Source organism: Nonomuraea sp. ZG12 (genome assembly GCF_052068115.1).
Taxonomy (GTDB): Bacteria; Actinomycetota; Actinomycetes; order Streptosporangiales; family Streptosporangiaceae; genus Nonomuraea.
Window position 1 is genome coordinate 25,269 of record NZ_JBQHCW010000028.1, and the last position, 14,131, is coordinate 39,399.

Sequence of the window (14,131 nt, forward strand, 5' to 3'; positions counted from 1 at the left end):
CTTTCGGGAGGTGGTCTCCCTCACCGCGCTGCACGCCATGTCCACCCGGCCGCTGCGCTATCTCACCTCCGCCTGGCCGTGGCGCGCTCTGGCCTACCTGCTGGTCAGCGTCGGCATGGTGCCGGTGGTGGCGGGCCTGGTCCAGCTGGCGTTCGCGGCGGGCCTGCCGGTGGCGGTGCTGGCCGGGACGGTGCTGACGGTGGCCGGCGCGCCGTGGCTGGCCCGTTTTGAGAGGTGGCGGCTGCGGTTGGTCGACCGCATGCCCGTCCGCGATCCCCATGGGCCCCCTGGTCCCGGGCCGCTGGGCCGGCTGCGCACCCGGCTGCGGGAGCAGGCGAGCTGGCGTGAGCTGGGCTTCGCGGCGGTCGCGGTGCTCGCGCTGTGGTGGATCGACCTGGGGCTCGTCGCTCTCGGCCTGTGGCTGCCGCTCGCGCTGATGAGCGCGCCGCTGCAGCCGACCACCGAGCTGCTGACCAGCCTGCCCCTCGCTGCGGCGGGCCTGGTGATGCTGCCGCTGGCCGCCTACCCGGTCACCGCGTGGGCGGCGGTGCGAGCGACGCTCGTCCGCACCGTGCTGGCCGCGGACGAGGCGGAGATCGTCCGTTCCCGGGCCCGGCTCGTGGACGCCTTCGAGAACGAGCGCCGGCGGATCGAGCGCGACCTGCACGACGGCGCCCAGCAGCGGCTCGTCGCGCTCACCATGAAGCTCGGCCTGGCCAGGCTCGACCTGCCGCCGGGTTCACCCGCCGAGGCGCAGGTGCGGGAGGCGTACGACGAGGCGCAGCGGGCGCTGGCCGAGCTGCGCGAGCTCATCCGTGGCGTGCATCCGCAGGTGCTCACCGACCGGGGCCTGCCGGCCGCCGTGCTCGACGTGGCGGGCCGCTCCCAGGTGCCGGTGGACGTCGATCTCGTGCTGCAGGAGGGACGGCGGCTGCCGCCCGCCGTCGAGGTGACCGCCTACTACGTCGTCTCCGAGGCGCTCACCAACGTGGCCAAGCACAGCGGCGCGTCCCGCTGCCGGGTCCGGGGGCGGGTGGTGAAGGGGGTGCTCGACCTGGAGGTACGCGACGACGGGGTGGGTGGTGCGGATCAGAGCGGGGGGAGCGGGCTGGAAGGGCTGGCCGACCGGCTCGCTGTCGTCGACGGCGCCATGTCCCTGTCCAGCCCGGTGGGCGGGCCGACCGTGCTCAGGGCGGAGATCCCGTGCGGGTAGTCATCGCCGAGGACGTCGTTCTGCTCCGTGAGGGCCTGGTGAGCCTGCTCGAACGCTTCGGCCACGAGGTCGTCGCGGCCGTCGGCGACCCCGTCGCGCTCCTGGCCGCCGTCGACGAGCACGAGCCCGACATCCTCCTCACCGACGTGAGGATGCCGCCCGGCTTCACCGACGAGGGGCTGCGCGCCGCACTGGAGCTACGCGCCCGCCGACCGTCGCTCGCCGTGCTCGTGCTCAGCCAGTACGTCGAGCAGACGTACGCCGCGGAGCTGCTCGACTCCGGCACCGGTGCCGGGATCGGCTACCTCCTCAAGGACAGGATCGGCGCCGTGCAGGAGTTCGTCGACGCGCTGGAGCGGGTCGCGGGCGGCCACGCCGTGGTCGATCCGGAGGTCGTCAGGCAACTCCTGCAGCGCCGCCGTGACCCACTGACCCGCCTGACGCCGCGCGAGCTCGAAGTGCTCGGCCTGGTGGCGGAGGGCCGCTCCAACTCCGCCGTGGCCCGCGCCCTGGTGGTCACCGAAGCGGCCGTCGCCAAGCACATCGCCAGCATCCTGAGCAAACTCGACCTGCCCCCCGCCCCGGACGACCACCGCCGCGTCCTGGCCGTCCTCGCCTACCTGCGGGGGTGACCGGCTATCCGACGAGAACGGATCGTGCCAACGTGTTCAGGCGGAGGCCGTCACCGGTGGGGACGGCCTGGACGATCTCGGCCGCCCTGATCTCCGCTAGGCCGATGGGGACGCCGGCATGTTCGTCGCACCAGGCCACGATCGCTGCCGGGTCGGTCACCGGCGTCGCGAAGTGCACCAGGCTCACGTACCAGCGGTCCCGCACCCAGGACTCGAACTCCGCCACGCCGCGCGTACGCAGCGACTGCGCGAACCGCCGCTGCAAGGTCGTCAGCGTGTCATCGACCGGGTGACCGAAGGCGAGCACCCCGCCCGCATGCGGGCTGACCCCACGCAACTCGATCCGAACCGGCGGCAACCCGGCGGCAGCCTCGTCCAAGGAGGCCGCGTAGGCCAGACGGCGCGGATCATCACCCGGGATCACCCGCCGGTAGCGTTCCAGCGACCGCAGCGTGAAGTGCAGCGTCTCACGCCCATGCACCCAGTGCCCGGCTCCGGCAGCCCCGCCCACGGACTTGGCCAGATCGATCAACTCCGCAAGGACGGGACCACCGGGCCGCAGGACCGCCGCGGCCCCCCACCGCATCCCGTCCTCGACCAGCGGCCGTTCATAGGTGGCCGCGCCCGCGAGGAGCGCGGCACGCCCCCTGGTGAAGAAATCCGCGTAGTCACTCATCGCAGAAGTATGCAACGGAGGACCGGGCCGCCGGGTCCTGGTGTGGCAGGCTGACCGGTCGTGACCAGCTCCGACCAGAACCCGGAACGCCGCCTGATCCTCATCTCAGGGCAGGAGGGCGCGGGCAAGACCACGATCATCCGGGCGTTGCTGCCGCACACCCCGCGCGGAGCACGGGTCGACGCCGAGGACCTGGGTCAGGTCAACCCATGCCTGTTCGACGACGCTTTCTGGCGGCTGCTGCGCCTCAACGTCGCGGTTCTCGTCCGTAACTACTGGGCCGCGGGCTTCCAGAACGTCATCACGGGGAGTTTCTTCATCACCCGCGACGACTTCCTGCGCTTTCGCGAGCTCGTTCCCGACGTCGACGAGGCGTACCTGGTGCAGTTGGTCGTGCAGCCGGCCGAGCGCCGGCGGCGCCGCCTCACCCGCGCCAAGCGGACCGCGCAGGAGTGGCGGGACCAGGTGGATCGGGTCGACGTCGTCGACCCGGCGATCGCCGGCGACCAGGACGGCTACCGCTACCTCGCCGTCGACAGCACGGAACTGACACCCGAGCAGACCGTGGCAGCCGTCATGCGCGAGATTCCCGAGATCTACGGAGGTCAGGGGGCGACGTAGGCGGCGAGGTGCTCGCCGGTGATGGTGGAGCGGGCGGCGATGAGGTCGGCGGGGGTGCCCTCGAAGACGATGCGGCCGCCGTCGTGGCCGGCGCCGGGGCCGAGGTCGATGATCCAGTCGGCGTGTGCCATGACCGCCTGGTGGTGCTCGATGACGATGACGGACTTGCCGGCGTCCACGAGCCGGTCGAGCAGGCCGAGCAGTTGCTCGACGTCGGCCAGGTGGAGGCCGGTGGTCGGCTCGTCGAGGACGTAGACGCCGCCCTTGTCGGCCATGCGGGTGGCCAGCTTGAGCCGCTGCCGCTCGCCGCCGGACAGCGTGGTGAGCGGCTGGCCGAGGCTGAGGTAACCGAGCCCGACGTCGGCGAGCCGGTCGAGGATGGCGTGCGCGGCCGGTGTGCGGGCCTCGCCCGTGCCGAAGAACTCCTTGGCCTCGGTCACCGGCATCGCGAGCACCTCGCTGATGTCGCGGCCGCCGAGGTGGTGGTCCAGCACCGACGCCAGGAACCGCTTCCCCTCGCACTCCTCGCAGGTGGTGGCCACGCCGGCCATCATGGCCAGGTCGGTGTAGATGACGCCGGCGCCGTTGCAGGCGGGGCAGGCGCCCTCGGAGTTGGCGCTGAACAGCGCGGGCTTCACGCCGTTGGCCTTCGCGAACGCCTTGCGGATCGGGTCGAGCAGTCCGGTGTACGTCGCCGGGTTGCTCCGCCTGGAGCCGCGGATCGCGCCCTGGTCGATCGAGACCACATCGGCGCCGGCCGGGATCGACCCGTGCACGAGCGAGCTCTTGCCGGAGCCCGCGACGCCGGTGATCACACAGAGCACGCCGAGCGGGATGTCGACGTCGATGTTCCGCAGGTTGTTGGCGGTCGCGCCGCGGATCTCCAGCGCGCCCTTGGGCGTCCGCAGCGTCTCCTTGAGGGTGGCCCGGTCGTCGAGGTGGCGGCCGGTGAGGGTGTCACTGGCCCGCAGCCCCTCGACGGTGCCCTCGAAGCAGACAGTGCCGCCCGCCGTGCCGGCGCCGGGGCCGAGGTCCACGACGTGGTCGGCGATCGCGATCATCTCCGGCTTGTGCTCGACGACGAGCACCGTGTTGCCCTTGTCCCGCAGCCGCCGCAGCAGGTCGTTCATCCGCTGGATGTCGTGGGGGTGCAGGCCGATGCTGGGCTCGTCGAAGACGTAGGTGGTGTCGGTGAGCGAGGAGCCGAGGTGGCGGATCATCTTGACGCGCTGCGCCTCGCCGCCCGACAGGCTGCCCGACGGCCGGTCCAGCGAGATGTAGCCCAGCCCGATCTCCACGAACGAGTCGAGGGTCCGCAGCAGCGTGGCGAGCAGCGGCGCAACCGACGGCTCGGTCAGGCCGCGGACCCATTCGGCCAGGTCGCTGATCTGCATCGCGCAGGCGTCGGCGATGCTGATCCCGCCGATCCGCGACGACCGGGCCGCCTCGCTGAGCCGGGTGCCGTCGCACTCGGGGCAGGTGGTGAAGGTGACCGCCCGGTCCACGAACGCCCGGATGTGCGGCTGCATCGCCTCCCTGTCCTTGGCCAGGAACGACTTCTGGATCTTCGGGATCAGCCCCTCGTAGGTGAGGTTGACGCCGTCGATCTTCACCTTGACGGCCTCCTTGTACAGGAAGTCGTTCATCTCCCTCTTGGTGAACTCGCGGATCGGCTTGTTCGGGTCGACGAAGCCCGACTCGGCGTAGACGCGTACCGTCCAGAAGCTGTCCGACTTCCAGCCGGGGATGGTGAACGCGCCCTCGGCGATCGACTTGGAGTCGTCGTACAGCTGGGTGAGGTCGAGGTCGGTGACCTTGCCCCGGCCTTCGCAGCGCAGGCACATGCCGCCGGTGATGCTGAACTCGCGACGCTCCTTCATGGTCTGCCCGCCACGGCTCAGGGTGACCGCGCCCGCTCCGCTGATCGAGGCGACGTTGAAGGAGAACGCCTGCGGTGAGCCGACGTGCGGCTGCCCGAGCCGGCTGAACAGGATGCGCAGCATCGCGTTGGCGTCGGTGGCGGTGCCGACCGTGGAGCGGGGGTCGGCCCCCAGGCGCTGCTGGTCGACGATGATCGCGGTCGTCAGCCCGTCGAGCACGTCGACCTCGGGCCGGGCCAGCGTCGGCATGAAACCCTGCACGAAGGTGCTGTAGGTCTCGTTGATCAGCCGCTGCGACTCGGCGGCGATCGTGCCGAACACCAGCGAGCTCTTGCCCGAGCCGGACACTCCGGTGAACACGGTCAGCCGGCGCTTCGGGATCTCGACACTGATGTCCTTGAGGTTGTTCACGCGCGCGCCGTGGACGCGGATCAGGTCGTGGGCGTCCGCGATGTGCGGCGCGGGCGACTGCGTGTCCGTCCTCTTGGGCATGCTCATGGTGTCTCCATCCGTTACGCGGGGGCTGTGCACGGTCTACGTCGGCGCCGCCGGGCTCGATCGGACCAGCTTTGAGCGTATGTCGGGTTTCCTCCGCTTTCGCGCGCCGAGCCGAGCTGTCAGGCTAGTCGCGGTCCGGTGACCGGCGCTTCTCCGTTCCTGACCGGTTCAGTACGCGGGCCGGCTCGAATGGGCAGGCCAGGGGCCGGGAGAGACCATGGTGTTGGTGAGGGCCCAGCGTTCGTGGTCGCGCCAGGCGCCGGCGATGAACAGCACGTCGGGCGAGGTGCCCTCGTAACGGAAGCCGAGGCGCTGGACCAGCTTGAGTGAGGGGTGGTTGTCCGGCTGGATCTGGGCTTCCAGGCGGTGCAGCCGCAGGCGCTCGAAGGCGTACCCGATCACCAGGCCGAGGCCCTCGGTCATGTAGCCGCGTCCGGCGCTGGGGGAGAAGGCCGCGTAACCGAGCGAAGCGTTCTGGAAGCGGCCGCGGATGATGCTGTTGAGGTTGACCGTGCCCGCGATGGCGCCGGTATCGCGCAGGCAGATCAGCAGGCCCTGGGTGGTCACATGGTCGAACCGGGTGAGGAACGCCTGGAACTCCTCCGGGGTGGAGGGGTACGACATCCGCGGAGCATGCAGGTCCGCGGATGCGGCGGTGAGATCCAGGAACTCGTCCTGATCGCGGGCCGTGATGGCGCGCAAGGTCACGCGCGACGCCTCTGCCGTCCCGGCTGCGAGGAATGCCGCTACTTCTGCCTGTGTCTGCGTGTGAGCCGCGTCTCCCGTGCTGTCATCCATGCGCCGAAGCTAGCGCACGCCATGAGCGACCGGGCGACGCGACCTCACCCCTGCCGGGTCGACGCCGACCCGGCCGCTTCGTCAGTCGGCGATCGGCAGGTAGACCCTGTTGCCCGACTCCGCGAACTCGCGGGACTTGGCGAGCATCCCTTCCCGCACCTCCTCCTCGGTGAGCGAGGCCGACCCGTCAGGGCCGAACTTCTCCATGACCTCTTTGCTGATCTTCATCGAGCAGAACTTCGGCCCGCACATCGAGCAGAAGTGGGCCGTCTTGGCCGGGGCGGCGGGCAGGGTCTCGTCGTGGAAGGACCGGGCCGTGTCCGGGTCGAGCGACAGGTCGAACTGGTCCTCCCAGCGGAACTCGAACCGGGCGTCCGACAGCGCGTCGTCCCAGGCCTGAGCCTGCGGATGCCCCTTGGCCAGGTCCGCCGCGTGCGCTGCGATCTTGTACGTGATCACGCCCGTCTTGACGTCGTCCCTGTTGGGCAGGCCCAGGTGCTCCTTGGGGGTGACGTAGCAGAGCATCGCGGTGCCGAACCAGCCGATCATCGCGGCCCCGATGCCCGAGGTGATGTGGTCGTAGCCGGGGGCGATGTCGGTGACCAGGGGGCCGAGCGTGTAGAAGGGCGCGTCGTCGCAGAGCTCGCGCTGCAGGTCGACGTTCTCCTTGATCTTGTGCATGGGCACGTGGCCGGGGCCCTCGATCATCACTTGGACGCCGTGGTCGCGGGCGATGGAGGTGAGCTCGCCGAGCGTGCGCAGCTCCGCGAACTGGGCCTCGTCGTTGGCGTCGGCGATGGAGCCGGGCCGCAGCCCGTCGCCCAGGGAGAACGCCACGTCGTAGGCGGCCAGGAGCTCGCACATGTCGGCGAAGTGTTCGTACAGGAAGCTCTCGCGGTGGTGCGCCAGGCACCAGGCGGCCATGATCGAGCCGCCGCGCGAGACGATGCCGGTCTTGCGGCGGGCCGTCAGCGGCACGTACGCCAGCCGGACGCCGGCGTGCACGGTCATGTAGTCGACGCCCTGCTCGCACTGCTCGATCAGGGTGTCGCGGTAGACCTCCCACGACAGGTCGGCGGCGACCCCGTTGACCTTCTCCAGGGCCTGGTAGATGGGCACGGTGCCGACGGGGACGGGGGAGTTGCGGATGATCCACTCGCGGGTGGCGTGGATGTCCTTGCCGGTGGACAGGTCCATGATGGTGTCGGCTCCCCAGCGGGTGGCCCAGGTCATCTTCTCCACCTCCTCCTCGATGGAGGAGGAGACGGCCGAGTTGCCGATGTTGGCGTTGATCTTCACCAGGAAGTTGCGGCCGATGATCATGGGCTCGGTCTCGGGGTGGTTGACGTTCGCCGGGATGATGGCCCGGCCGGCGGCCACCTCGTCCCGGACGAACTCCGGCGCGACCCCTTCCCTGACCGCGACGAACTCCATCTCGCGGGTGATCAGGCCCGCGCGGGCGTAGGCGAGCTGGGTGACCGGCGCCCCGGTCGCCCGCAGCGTCCCCGACGCCTGCGGGGCGACGTCGCCCCGGTCGAGGATCCACTCCCGGCGCAGCGGCGGCAGGCCCTGGGTGAGGTCGGTGGTCACGGACTGGTCGGTGTACGGCCCGGAGGTGTCGTACAGGCGCACCCGTTCGCCGTTGGACAGCAGGATCTCGCGCATGGGGACCCGGAGATCACCGATGTGGACCTTGGAAAAGCGCGCGTCGCTCACCACGCAACTCCCTTCGCCGGCATTACCCGGAGCAGGTTCTGGCGGTCGGCGGCTGATGAGTAGCCGTCCTCTCAGCCCGGTCGAACCGGGCTCCCGCGTTGGACTGCCTCAAGCTAACCCGGCATCCGGCGACGCGCAAGATCCGTGTCAGAAGTCGAACAGGCGGCGCGGCCCCGGGCCGTCCTGGCCGAGCCGGTCGGCCGGGTTGGTCAGGGCGCAGACCTCGAAGGACAGGCAGCCGCAGCCGATGCAGTCGGTGAACCGGTCCCGCATCCGCTCCAGCCGCTCGATCCGGGCGTCGATCTCCGCGCTCCAGCATGCGGACGCCTTGACCCAGAACTCACGGGTGGGCGCCACACCGTCGGGCAGCAGGGCGAGCACGTCGCCGATCACCGTGAGCGGGATGCCCAGGTGGTGCGAGGCGCGGATGAAGGCGAGCTGGCGCAGCGTCTGGCGGGGGTAGCGGCGCTGGTTGCCCGTCGTGCGGCGGCTGGCGATGAGGCCCTGCCGCTCGTAGAAGCGCAGCGCCGAGGCGGGAACGCCGCTGCGCTCCGACAGCTCGCCGATCGTCAGCTCCGTGGTCTCCGGAGGGATCGATGCCATGCCGGCCAGCCTAGCCCTTGACTTAAACCTTTGTTCAAGTTCGACGCTTGGGTGGTCGACCCTGAAAGGACCGCGTATGTCTGACAGACCGCTCCACCTCGCGTTGATCGTGGGGAGCACGCGTGCGGGCCGGTTCGGCCCCACGGTCGCCGCCTGGTTCGCCGAGCAGGCCGCCGCGCGTCAGGACGTCGTCGTCGATCTCATCGACCTGGCGCAGGCGCGGCTGCCGGCGCACCTGACCGGCGACCCCGGCGCGGAGGACGCGCGGGCGCTCGCGGCCGTGAGCGAACGGCTGACCCGGGCCGACGGGTTCGTCGTGGTGACGCCCGAGTACAACCACAGCTATCCCGCGTCCCTCAAATCCGCCATCGACTGGCATTTCACCGAATGGCAGGCCAAGCCCGTCGGATTCATCTCGTACGGCGGCGTATCCGGCGGGCTGCGAGCCGTCGAGCACCTCCGGCAGGTGTTCGCCGAGCTGCACGCGGTCACCATCCGCGACACCGTCAGCTTCCACGGAGCCGCCTACCAGTTCACCCCGGACGGGCGGCCCAAGGACCCGGCGTCCTGCGAGGCAGCCGCGACCCGCCTGCTCGACCAGTTCGTCTGGTGGGCCCGCGCACTGCGCTCGGCCCGCTCCCATCATCCCTACGCCGCCTGACCAGGAGGACACCGTTCATGAGCAGCATGTGGCCACAGATCGCCCGACCCGATGCCGGCACCGTCCTGGTGACCGAATCCTCCTCGGCCGCCGCCTGGGAGGGGACGCCGTGGCCGACGGGGCTCCTGTCGGTCACCGAGTTCGCCGCCACGGACGGCGGCGCCGTACTGACCTACACGCAGTGGGCGAGCGGTGCTGCCGATCGCGCGTTCGTGGCCGGGCTGACGGGAGCCGAGCCCGTCGAGTACGAGCTGTACCGCAGCGGAGAGAGGGAGGACCGGCCGACGCCGGGGTGCCTGGTCGCCGTGCGCGTCGAGTTCGACGGGCCCGACCGGGAGCGGCAGCGGCAGTGGATCGACACCGTGTTCCAGGCGCTGGCGAGCGAGGCCGAGCCGCATCCCGGCGGGATCTCGGGCCACTTCCACGTGAGCGCCGATGGCACGCGCGTGCTCAACTACGCCGAGTGGACCGACGAGCGGGCGCACCGGGACGCCATCGCGAGCTCCGGCCAGGGCGCGGTGGGCGGTTCGGCCGACTGGCGACGGGTCCAGCGGTTCCCCGGAGTGAAGAACAGCCAGGTCAGGCGCTACCACCTGCTGCGCAGCCTGCCCACGCCCGCCGAGGACGCGCCTCCCACTAGCAGGCCCGCCGCCGGCGGGGCCGCTGAGGAAGTGCTGGACAGCCCGACGGGGTGGGTGGCCGAGCACATCCGCACGTACCTGGACAGCGACGGACGAGACGGTCACCTCTACCAGGGCTTGCCGACCCTGCTGCTCACCACCCGGGGCCGTAAGTCCGGCAGGCTCCGCCGTACCGCGCTGATCTACGGGCGGGACGGCGACCGTCACCTGCTGGTGGCCTCGAACGGCGGCTCGCCCCAGCACCCCGCCTGGTACCTCAACCTGTCCGCGAACCCCGGCGTCACCGTCCAGGTCGGCGGCGACATCTTCGACGCGCGGGCGCGGGTGGCCACCCCGGAGGAGAAGCGACGGCTCTGGCGGGTGATGGCGGAGGTCTTCCCGCTCTACGACACCTACCAGGAGGGGACGGAGCGCGACCTTCCCCTGGTCATCCTGGAGAGGGCGTAGCGTCACGGTGGCGTCCCGGGTCGTCCGGTCGACTAGGCTCCGCCTCGTGAAGCGCCAAATCGTCGCCGGACTGATCATCGTGGGGCTCGTCGGTACGAGTGGCCTGGCCGTGGTCGCCTCGGCGGCCGGCTCGTTCTTCGATGCCGACACCGGCTGCGCCGGGGCCGAGAAGCGACTCCTCCCGGTGCTGAGCTCGCTCGCCATCCTCGACCAGGCGCCCGGGGACGCCGTGGCGCTGGGTGGCCGGTCGTCCGGCTGCGAGCCCGACTACCAGCAGGTGTACGTCGGCCAGAACTACCGCTTCACCGCTCCCAGAGCCGACGTGCTCGCCTTCTACGACCAGCAGGCCACCCAGGCCGGCTGGCGCCGCGTCGCCGCCAACCCGTCCGTGACCAACGACCGGAGCCTCTGCTACACCGGCTCGGTCGGCGGCGCGACGGCCTACGCCTACGTCTGGTTCCCCGGCGACTCCGGCCTGGCCGCCTCCAACGAGTACAACGTCACCGTCTCCGCCCTCGACGGCGAGCCCCCCGCCACCGGCGCGATGTGCTGACGGCCTCCGGCTGATCTGGTTGTCCGAACGGTCCTGACGCGGGGCCGGATTCGTGTCACGATGGCGGCGCGTGCGACTCCAGGGAGTGTTCGATGTGTGACGATTCGCTGCTTCCCGACAGCGTGGCCCGGGCCCTCGCCGACTACCGGGGCCTGCGCGACCGGCACGGGGTGAGCTGGGGCGAGGAGCCGATCGGGTACGTGGTCCAGGCCCGGGCCACCGTCTACCTCGACCGGCGTTACGACTCCTGGGGATCGAGCCTGCGCCAGCTCGCCGAGCGTTTCCCCGGCCTGTCGGAGGAGGAGCTGGAGGATCGGCTCGGCGAGGTGGACGTCGACCGGGTGGTGCGTGACGCGCTGGACGGCGACGTGCTCGCCAACCTGGCCGTGCTCCGGCTGACCCCCGCCGGGGCCGCGCTTGAGGCCCGCACGCAGGTGGTCCTCGGCGACGCGCCCTTCCGTACGGCGCTGCTGCTGGATTCCAGCCGGGCCGAGGCGGCCACGGTGGTCGTGGACGGGGTCGCGTACGACGTGGCGGCGGGCGGGGCCAGAGTGGTGGAGGTGTCCCGGGAGCTGATCGCCGACGGCCGGCCGGTGGACCTGGCGCCGCTGTCCAGGCGGGCGGCCACGGCCACGATCCGGCTGTCGGCCGGGTTCCCCTGCCGGTGGAGCGTGACGGGCGCGGGCGGGCAGGGGTGGTATCCCGAGGGCGTCCCGGCCAAGGTGGACGGCCTGCTGCGACCGTACTTCCACGGTGACGACGTGGTGCTCGCGGTGCCCGCCGAGGAGATCACGGTGGAGGTGACCCGCGGCATGGAGTACGCCACCGCCGAGGTGACGCTCACCCCGGCGGCGGGGCGGGAGACGCTTGTCGAGCTGACGCCCGAGCGACTGTACGACGCCGCCGCGCGTGGCTGGTTCGGCGGCGACATGCACGTACATCTCAACTGGATGGGTGAGGAGCCGGCGGCGCCCGCGCTCGCCGCGGCGGCGCAGCACGGCGAGGACCTGCACGTCCTCAACCTCGTGGCCGGCAACGTGGCGGGCGAGCGGGTCTACGACGTGGAGGCGCTGGCCCACTGGGTGGGCGTGGACCTGCCGTGGTCCGACGAGCGGCACCTGGCCAGGCTGGGTGTCGAATACCGCAGCGACCTCGTCGGGCACATCAGCGCCTTCGGGCTGCACGGCCTGCCGAAGCGCTTCCACACGGGCTTCGCCGGCACGGTCGACTGGCCGCCCAACGCGACCGCCTGTGAGGAGTTGCGGGAGCTCGGCGGGCTGCTCGGGTACGGGCATCCGTTCCACACGCCGTTCTCCGACACCGATCCGCCCGACGTGGTGATCAGCCGGGGGCGCAACTGCTCGGCGCGGGAGATCGTCGCCGACGCGGCGCTCGGCCTGATCGACACCCTCGACGTGCTCAACCACTCCTCGATCGCCGCGACGGCGTCGGTCTACCGCCGCCTGATCGGGGCGGGCAACCGGGTGACGGTCACGGCGGGCACCGACGCGGTGCTCTCCTGGTGCCGCCGCGGCACCGCCTCCGGCCCTCCCGGCTGGGAGCGGGTGTACGCGCATGTGGAAGGCCCGCTCACGGCCGAGTCCTTCATGGAGGCGATCCTGCTCGGCCGCACCTTCGCCACCACGGGGCCGTGGCTGGAGCTCACGGTCAACGGCCACGAGCCGGGCGACACGCTGGACCTGGCGCCGGGCGAGCGGGTGGAGGTGGTCGTGGAGTCGGTCGGGCCGGAGTTGGAGACGCTGGAGCTGCGCACCGCCGACGGCGTCATCGCGCAGGGGCCGCCCGGCCGGCTGGCCACGACGCTGGTGGCGGGCGAGCCGACGTACGTGGTGGCCGTCGCGACCGGCGGCGCCCATCCACGCGCCCACCACCGCGGCGGCGCGTACGCGCACACGAGCCCCGTCTACCTGGACGTGGCGGGCGGGCACGTGGCCAGGGAGGCGGACGTGCGCTGGTGCCTGGCCTGGCTGGACCGGCTGGAGGCGGTGGTGCGCGAGTTCGGCCGCTTCGACGCCAAGGAGCAGTACGACGACCACCTGCAGCTGTACGAACGCGCCAGGGACGTCTATCGCGGCCGGCTGGCGCGATCCTGATTCTGTGCATTTCTACGTGGAACGTCGGCTCCCCGGGTGGCGATGATCAGATGTCACCCGGACAGGAGAGAAGGCAGGGGCCGCGATGGCGCACACGGTTCGGCTGGACAACTCACCACTGTTCGCCAGCTCGGACCTGGACGAGGTCCGCGAGGAGGTGGGGCGGGTCTTCTGCGCGCACCGGCTGGACCTGACCGGCGATCCCGACTTACTGGCCGCGCGGTTCAACTCCGCGCAACCGGGCTCCGTACGGGTGAGCTACCTCGACTACGGAGCCGACGTCCGCATCGAGCCGGGCGAGCTGGAGTCGTTCTACCTGGTGCAGATACCCCTGACCGGGCGCAGCCTGATCCGCTGCGGGAGCCAGGAGATCGTCTCCACCTCCTCGCTCGCCTCGCTGCCGTCGCCCACCGAATACCTCGACATGCGCTGGGCCGCGCAGTGTCCCCAGGTGATCGTCAAGTTCGACCGGGACACCGTCGAGAGCACGCTGGAGCAGATGCTCGGCGAGCGGCTCGCCCGGCCTCTGGTCTTCGATCTGGGCCTGGACCTGACCAGCGGCTGGGCGCGGAGCTGGCGGGCGATGGCCGAGCTGGTCGTGACCGCGGCCGAGGACGGCGCGGGGCTGGCCGCCCAGCCGCTGGCCCTCGCCCACCTGGAGAACGCCCTGCTGTCCAGTCTGCTCACCATGCAGCCGTCCAACTACCGGTCGAAGCTGACCGCGCCCCGCCGGCCGGCCGTGCCGAAGGTGGTGCGGCGGGCGATGGAGTTCATCGCGGAGCACGCGCACCTGCCGATCACCACCGACGACGTGGCGCGGGCCGTCGCGGTCAGCACCCGCTCGCTGCAGGAGGGCTTCCGGGCGCACCTGGGCCAGACGCCGATGGCGCACCTGCGTGACGTACGGCTGGCCCGCGTGCGAGAGGACCTGCTCGCCGCCGACCCGGCCCGTGTCACGGTCACCGCCGTGGCCGCACGCTGGGGTTTCCCGCACCAGGGCCGCTTCGCCGCCGCCTACAGGGACAGGTACGGCCAGCCCCCGTCGGCGACGCTGCGCCTCGCCTGAGGTAAGTCCGCG

13 protein-coding genes and 1 riboswitch are annotated in these 14,131 nt (G+C 71.3%); of the genes, 8 read left to right on the forward strand and 5 right to left on the reverse strand.

Translation table 11 applies throughout. The features are described from left to right. Positions 1–10: 10 nt before the first annotated feature. Together ACTMTF_RS41830 and ACTMTF_RS41835 are read left to right on the forward strand one after the other, a co-directional pair. Positions 11–1,213: a sensor histidine kinase gene (locus ACTMTF_RS41830; protein ID WP_441115663.1), complete on the forward strand. Its 1,203-nt coding sequence runs from the start codon at positions 11–13 to the stop codon at positions 1,211–1,213. Beyond that, positions 1,204–1,845 carry a response regulator gene (locus ACTMTF_RS41835; protein WP_441115664.1) on the forward strand — a complete coding sequence of 214 codons (642 nt, stop codon included), beginning with the start codon at positions 1,204–1,206 and terminating at the stop codon, positions 1,843–1,845. The genes ACTMTF_RS41830 and ACTMTF_RS41835 overlap by 10 nt, the downstream gene beginning before the upstream one ends. A 4-nt stretch (positions 1,846–1,849) precedes the next feature. On the opposite strand, the gene ACTMTF_RS41840 is transcribed toward ACTMTF_RS41835, so the two are convergent. Further along, entirely contained in the window at positions 1,850–2,521 is a 672-nt protein-coding gene (locus tag ACTMTF_RS41840) for a 2'-5' RNA ligase family protein (protein WP_441115665.1), read from the reverse strand. A 60-nt stretch (positions 2,522–2,581) separates the two neighbouring features. On the opposite strand from ACTMTF_RS41840, the gene ACTMTF_RS41845 reads away from it, so the two are divergent. Next, complete coding sequence (locus ACTMTF_RS41845; RefSeq protein WP_441115666.1) at positions 2,582–3,142, forward strand: hypothetical protein; 561 nt, start codon at positions 2,582–2,584, stop codon at positions 3,140–3,142. Here the strand turns inward: ACTMTF_RS41845 and ACTMTF_RS41850 are convergent. The 4 genes from ACTMTF_RS41850 to soxR form a co-directional block, all read right to left on the reverse strand. Continuing rightward, a complete protein-coding gene (locus tag ACTMTF_RS41850; protein ID WP_441115729.1) occupies positions 3,127–5,514 on the reverse strand; it encodes an ATP-binding cassette domain-containing protein in 2,388 nt (795 codons plus the stop codon). The two genes, ACTMTF_RS41845 and ACTMTF_RS41850, sit on opposite strands and share 16 nt — an antisense overlap. A 174-nt stretch (positions 5,515–5,688) precedes the next feature. Next, on the reverse strand, positions 5,689–6,228 hold the full coding sequence (locus ACTMTF_RS41855; RefSeq protein ID WP_441115667.1) for a GNAT family N-acetyltransferase: 540 nt from the start codon (positions 6,226–6,228) through the stop codon (positions 5,689–5,691). Positions 6,229–6,399: 171 nt separating this feature from the next. Then, entirely contained in the window at positions 6,400–7,983 is a 1,584-nt protein-coding gene (gene thiC / locus ACTMTF_RS41860) for a phosphomethylpyrimidine synthase ThiC (protein WP_441115730.1), read from the reverse strand. 42 nt (positions 7,984–8,025) lie between these two features. After that, positions 8,026–8,141: riboswitch (TPP riboswitch) on the reverse strand. A gap of 40 nt (positions 8,142–8,181) precedes the next feature. Then, positions 8,182–8,637, reverse strand: coding sequence for a redox-sensitive transcriptional activator SoxR (gene soxR, locus ACTMTF_RS41865; RefSeq protein WP_397006666.1), 456 nt, complete (start codon positions 8,635–8,637; stop codon positions 8,182–8,184). Positions 8,638–8,713: 76 nt separating this feature from the next. Here soxR and ACTMTF_RS41870 point away from each other — a divergent pair, with 76 nt between their 5' ends. The 5 genes from ACTMTF_RS41870 (at position 8,714) to ACTMTF_RS41890 (ending at position 14,119) form a co-directional block, all read left to right on the forward strand. Next, positions 8,714–9,298, forward strand: coding sequence for an NADPH-dependent FMN reductase (locus tag ACTMTF_RS41870; RefSeq protein WP_441115668.1), 585 nt, complete (start codon positions 8,714–8,716; stop codon positions 9,296–9,298). A 17-nt stretch (positions 9,299–9,315) separates the two neighbouring features. Beyond that, the gene (locus tag ACTMTF_RS41875) at positions 9,316–10,386 is read left to right on the forward strand and encodes a nitroreductase family deazaflavin-dependent oxidoreductase (RefSeq protein ID WP_441115669.1); all 1,071 of its coding nucleotides are present in this window, start codon (positions 9,316–9,318) and stop codon (positions 10,384–10,386) included. Between the two features lie 46 nt (positions 10,387–10,432). Further along, positions 10,433–10,939 carry a hypothetical protein gene (locus ACTMTF_RS41880; RefSeq protein ID WP_441115670.1) on the forward strand — a complete coding sequence of 169 codons (507 nt, stop codon included), beginning with the start codon at positions 10,433–10,435 and terminating at the stop codon, positions 10,937–10,939. A 92-nt stretch (positions 10,940–11,031) separates the two neighbouring features. Next, positions 11,032–13,053, forward strand: a complete 2,022-nt coding sequence (locus ACTMTF_RS41885; protein WP_441115671.1) for a CehA/McbA family metallohydrolase — start codon at positions 11,032–11,034, stop codon at positions 13,051–13,053. A gap of 85 nt (positions 13,054–13,138) precedes the next feature. Then, positions 13,139–14,119, forward strand: a complete 981-nt coding sequence (locus ACTMTF_RS41890; RefSeq protein WP_441115672.1) for an AraC family transcriptional regulator — start codon at positions 13,139–13,141, stop codon at positions 14,117–14,119. Positions 14,120–14,131: the final 12 nt, after the last annotated feature.

Coding starts and splice junctions, on each gene's coding strand:
- ACTMTF_RS41840 (WP_441115665.1), bottom strand. CDS start 2,521: ATGAGTGACTACGCGGATTTCTTCACCAGGGGGCGTGCCGCGCTCCTC.
- ACTMTF_RS41850 (WP_441115729.1), bottom strand. CDS start 5,514: ATGCCCAAGAGGACGGACACGCAGTCGCCCGCGCCGCACATCGCGGAC.
- thiC (WP_441115730.1), bottom strand. CDS start 7,983: ATGCGCGAGATCCTGCTGTCCAACGGCGAACGGGTGCGCCTGTACGAC.
- soxR (WP_397006666.1), bottom strand. CDS start 8,637: ATGGCATCGATCCCTCCGGAGACCACGGAGCTGACGATCGGCGAGCTG.
- ACTMTF_RS41870 (WP_441115668.1), top strand. CDS start 8,714: ATGTCTGACAGACCGCTCCACCTCGCGTTGATCGTGGGGAGCACGCGT.
- ACTMTF_RS41875 (WP_441115669.1), top strand. CDS start 9,316: ATGAGCAGCATGTGGCCACAGATCGCCCGACCCGATGCCGGCACCGTC.
- ACTMTF_RS41885 (WP_441115671.1), top strand. CDS start 11,032: ATGTGTGACGATTCGCTGCTTCCCGACAGCGTGGCCCGGGCCCTCGCC.
- ACTMTF_RS41890 (WP_441115672.1), top strand. CDS start 13,139: ATGGCGCACACGGTTCGGCTGGACAACTCACCACTGTTCGCCAGCTCG.